The 3,864-nt window shown below is 53.2% G+C and carries 3 protein-coding genes; all 3 read left to right on the plus strand.

What is annotated here, in order from left to right:
- Positions 1 to 245: 245 nt before the first annotated feature.
- The 3 genes from PFRI_RS04745 to PFRI_RS04755 are packed head-to-tail and all read left to right on the plus strand — an operon-like array spanning position 246 to position 3,605.
- On the plus strand, positions 246 to 1,754 hold the full coding sequence (locus tag PFRI_RS04745) for a class I adenylate-forming enzyme family protein (protein WP_072629596.1): 1,509 nt from the start codon (positions 246 to 248) through the stop codon (positions 1,752 to 1,754).
- Positions 1,747 to 2,391 (plus strand): DsbA family oxidoreductase, encoded by a 645-nt coding sequence (locus tag PFRI_RS04750; RefSeq protein WP_072629597.1) that lies wholly within the window; start codon positions 1,747 to 1,749, stop codon positions 2,389 to 2,391. Before PFRI_RS04745 ends, PFRI_RS04750 begins: the two co-directional genes overlap by 8 nt.
- Entirely contained in the window at positions 2,388 to 3,605 is a 1,218-nt protein-coding gene (locus PFRI_RS04755) for a multidrug effflux MFS transporter (protein WP_245812261.1), read from the plus strand. The genes PFRI_RS04750 and PFRI_RS04755 overlap by 4 nt, the downstream gene beginning before the upstream one ends.
- Positions 3,606 to 3,864: the final 259 nt, after the last annotated feature.

Consider the following 3,864-nt stretch of genomic DNA (forward strand, 5'->3'; position numbering starts at 1 on the left):
CGGATCATGCGGTTAGCTGAATCGTTCTACGGTCAGACGTCAACCCGTCAAAAGTCGGGTGCTCGAGGACTCTGTGTATAGAGCATTTTCTGGACCTACAAAGCTTGGCGCGGGCGGCGTTGGATATCCGTTCGCATGATCCTGCGTTGGCGGCTCTGAAATAGCGTGCGAAAACTCTGACGGACGTCGCGTTTTTGCGTGTTTGCCTTGCGATTGGGTCAGGTGCTGCGTTACCGAATGGCATAATGAATGTTCAGCCACATCCACCCTGCCCGTCGCCGTTCAACATGGCAGCCTATGTTTTAGGCGCTGCATCTAAAGCGCCCGACAAAGTGGCTTTGGAGGTGCTATCTCGAGAACGAGAATCCTGGAGTTTTGCGCAGCTTGAATCCGCCGTGCGCGGTGTCGCGACGGGGCTTGCGAACTTGGGGTTACAGCCAAACGATCTGGTGATGTTGCGTCTAGGCAATTCGGCTGATTTTCCAATTGCGTATCTGGGGATTATTGCGGCTGGTATGGTCGCTGTTCCAACGTCCTCCGCGTTGACGCAATCCGAGATTACCAAGATGGCGCAAGCAGTGAACCCAGTCGCGATTTTGCAAGATGATGCAATCGCAGCCCCTGATTTGTCTGGCGTCCAGAGCATTTCGCTTGAAACACTGCGTCAAATGTATGCGCTTCCCCCTGCCGCTTGGCACATGGGTGATCCTGAACGACCCGCGTATGTTGTGTTCACGTCAGGCACATCTGCTGCACCGCGCGCTGTTCAGCACGCGCACCGCGCGATTTGGGCGCGCAGGATGATGCACAAAGACTGGTATGACATTTCGAGCGATGACCGTCTTTTACATGCGGGTGCGTTCAATTGGACCTTCACGCTTGGCACAGGACTCATGGACCCCTGGAGCGTTGGCGCGACGGCGCTCATCCCAGAAGACGGCACATTGCCCGAGGACCTTCCCGATTTATTGGCTACCCACAAAGCCACGCTTTTTGCCGCTGCCCCCGGCGTGTTTCGCAAAATCCTGCGCACTGAAATGCCCAAGCTTGCGCACTTGCGCCACGCCCTAAGTGCAGGTGAAAAGATGCCCATCGCGCTACATCAAGCATGGAAAGATATGACGGGGCTAAACGTTTACGAGGCGTTCGGCATGTCTGAATGCTCTACCTTTATTTCCTCCAGCCCCAGTCGCGAAGCGGGACATGAACAGCTTGGGACACCACAAACCGGGCGCAATGTCAGTGTGATTAAAGAGGATGGTCAGCAGGCTAGTCCATGTGAAATAGGCACGATCGCGATCCATCGTTCTGACCCGGGCCTGATGTTGGGATACCTCAATGATACCGCAGCCACAAAGGCCCGCTTTCACGGTGAGTGGTTCTTGACTGGTGACCTTGGCCATGCGGATGAAACAGGTGCGATCACCTATGCAGGGCGCAGCGATGATATGATCAACGCGGGCGGCTTTCGCCTGTCGCCGCTCGAAATCGAAGCGCTCTTTCAAAGCGAACCTGCGATCAGTCAATGTGCCGCCATTGAAATCTCACTTAAACAGGACGTTACAGTGATCGCATTGTGCTACGTAGCAAACCGCGATGTCGAGCAAAGCACGCTTGAAGCACTGGCAAAACGCAATCTTGCACGTTACAAGCAACCCAGAATTTACCACCCCTGCGACACACTTCCGAGCAGCGCCAATGGCAAGCTGCTGCGCCGTGTGTTGCGTGCTGAGATTGAGGCCCATTATGGTTAAGCTAGACATCATTTCCGATCCGATCTGCCCTTGGTGCTATATCGGCAAAACGTTACTTGATCGCGCGCTAGAAGCAGAGCCTGAGCATCCGTTTGAGATTGAATGGCATCCGTTTCAGCTTAATCCCGACATGCCGATGGAAGGGATGGATCGCCGCGCCTATCTTGAGGGCAAGTTTGGTGGCAAAAAAGCTGCTGTGAAGGTCTACGGCCAAATCGATCAGCACGCACGCGATGTTGGTTTGGAGCTTGATCTTGGCGGCATCAAACGCACGCCTAACACGCTCAACGCCCATCGTTTGATCCACTGGGCTGGTATCGAGCAGCGTCAGTCTATGGTCGTTTCAGCGATGTTTCGCGCTTATTTCAAAGAAGGACGCGACATCAGCGATGTCGAAGTGCTGGCAGATCTTGCCGACACCTGTGGCATGGACGCAGCATTGATCCAACGGTTGCTTGCTACTGACGAGGACCTTGAAGGCGTCCGTGAAAAGGATGCAGGGTTTCGCAAGATGGGCGTGAATTCGGTGCCGACATTCATTATCGCGGGACAACATGCAGTGCCCGGTGCGCAATCGCCAGAGATGTGGCGCAAAGTCATCGCAGATATCAAAGCGCAGCTGAACGAGGAGGCATGAAGCCTTCTCAAAATTTACGCATGGGGCGGGTTGAGTTCATTGCCTTTTGCGCAATGCTCTCAGCTACGACAGCATTTTCTATCGACTCTATGCTTCCGGGTTTGCCGGAAATGGCGCGCGAACTCAGTCCGCTTGACCCCAACAAAGTTCAGCTGGTGTTGACCAGTTTCGTTCTTGGTATGGGCCTTGGGACGTTTATTGCAGGGCCTTTGTCCGACAGCTTTGGGCGGCGCACAATCATGCTGCTTGGCGCTATAATTTATTGTGTAGCAGCCTTTGTCGCGTGGCGTGCTGCCTCGCTTGAGGTGATGTTGATCGCTCGCATGTTCCAAGGTTTCGGGGCCGCCGGACCGAGAATTGTCTCGATGGCGGTGATCCGTGATCTTTATTCAGGTCGCCAAATGGCGCGGATCATGTCCTTTGTGATGATGGTGTTCACACTAGTGCCCGCCATTGGTCCGTTGATTGGAGCCGGTCTGATCGCGATTTCGGATTGGCGCGGTATTTTCCTCGCGTTCATCCTGTTCGCGGTGATTACGATGATATGGATGCTTTTGCGTTTGCCAGAAACCCTGACGCCAGAAAACAAGCGCAGTTTCAAATTAAGTACTCTGCTTGAGGCGAGCAAAGAACTGTTTAGCCATCGCAGCGTGCGCATCTCTATTTTGTGTCAGTCTACGATTTTCGCGCTTTTGTTCGCCATGCTTTCTATGGTGCACCCGATTTATGACGTTACATTTGATCGCGCCGAGAGCTTTCCTTACTGGTTCGGGCTAATTTCGATAATTGCTGGCAGCGCATCCTTGTTAAATGCGACGATTGTTGTGCGTTTTGGAATGCGCAATGTTGTGACCGTTAGCTTCGCGATTCAGATCGTTTTCTCGCTTATCATGCTGGCTCTGAGCCAAAATCCACCAAGTGATACGGTTTATTTTACTTTGTTCATGATTTGGCAAACATCGGTGTTCTTTCTAGCGGGCATGACAATCGGTAATCTCAACGCGCTTGCGATGGAGCCTGTGGGCCATATCGCAGGGATCGCAGCGTCTTTGCTGGGGGGCATTGCGACACTTTTGGGCACGTGTATCGCGATCCCTGTGGGCTTGTTGTTCGCTGGAACCCCTGCCCCTTTGGCCGCAGCTGGCGCGATTTTGTGCTTTATCGCGACACTTTTGATGCTTTGGCTGCGCCATTGCGAAAAGCGCGTAGATTGATCTGTCGTTTCCCTTGCCGTCTAACTGAGATAAAGACCGCGCAAAGATACAATCTGCTGCGCAGCGTTCGCGATGTGGCAATTCATATGTCGTGTAACATTCGTTGAGCTTAGATGGCCGTGATGCGGGACCTAGCGCTAGTTCGATGCACACAAGTCAATGGCAGCTTTTCGACCCATGAAGTGGTCCTACTAATTCGGACATGTTTGTGGCTCAGCTAAGATGTAATCGGGTTGGTTTCATGCCGCCTTCTGGGTTC

The sequence above is a fragment of the Planktotalea frisia genome (assembly GCF_001890925.1).
GTDB lineage: Bacteria > Pseudomonadota > Alphaproteobacteria > Rhodobacterales > Rhodobacteraceae > Planktotalea > Planktotalea frisia.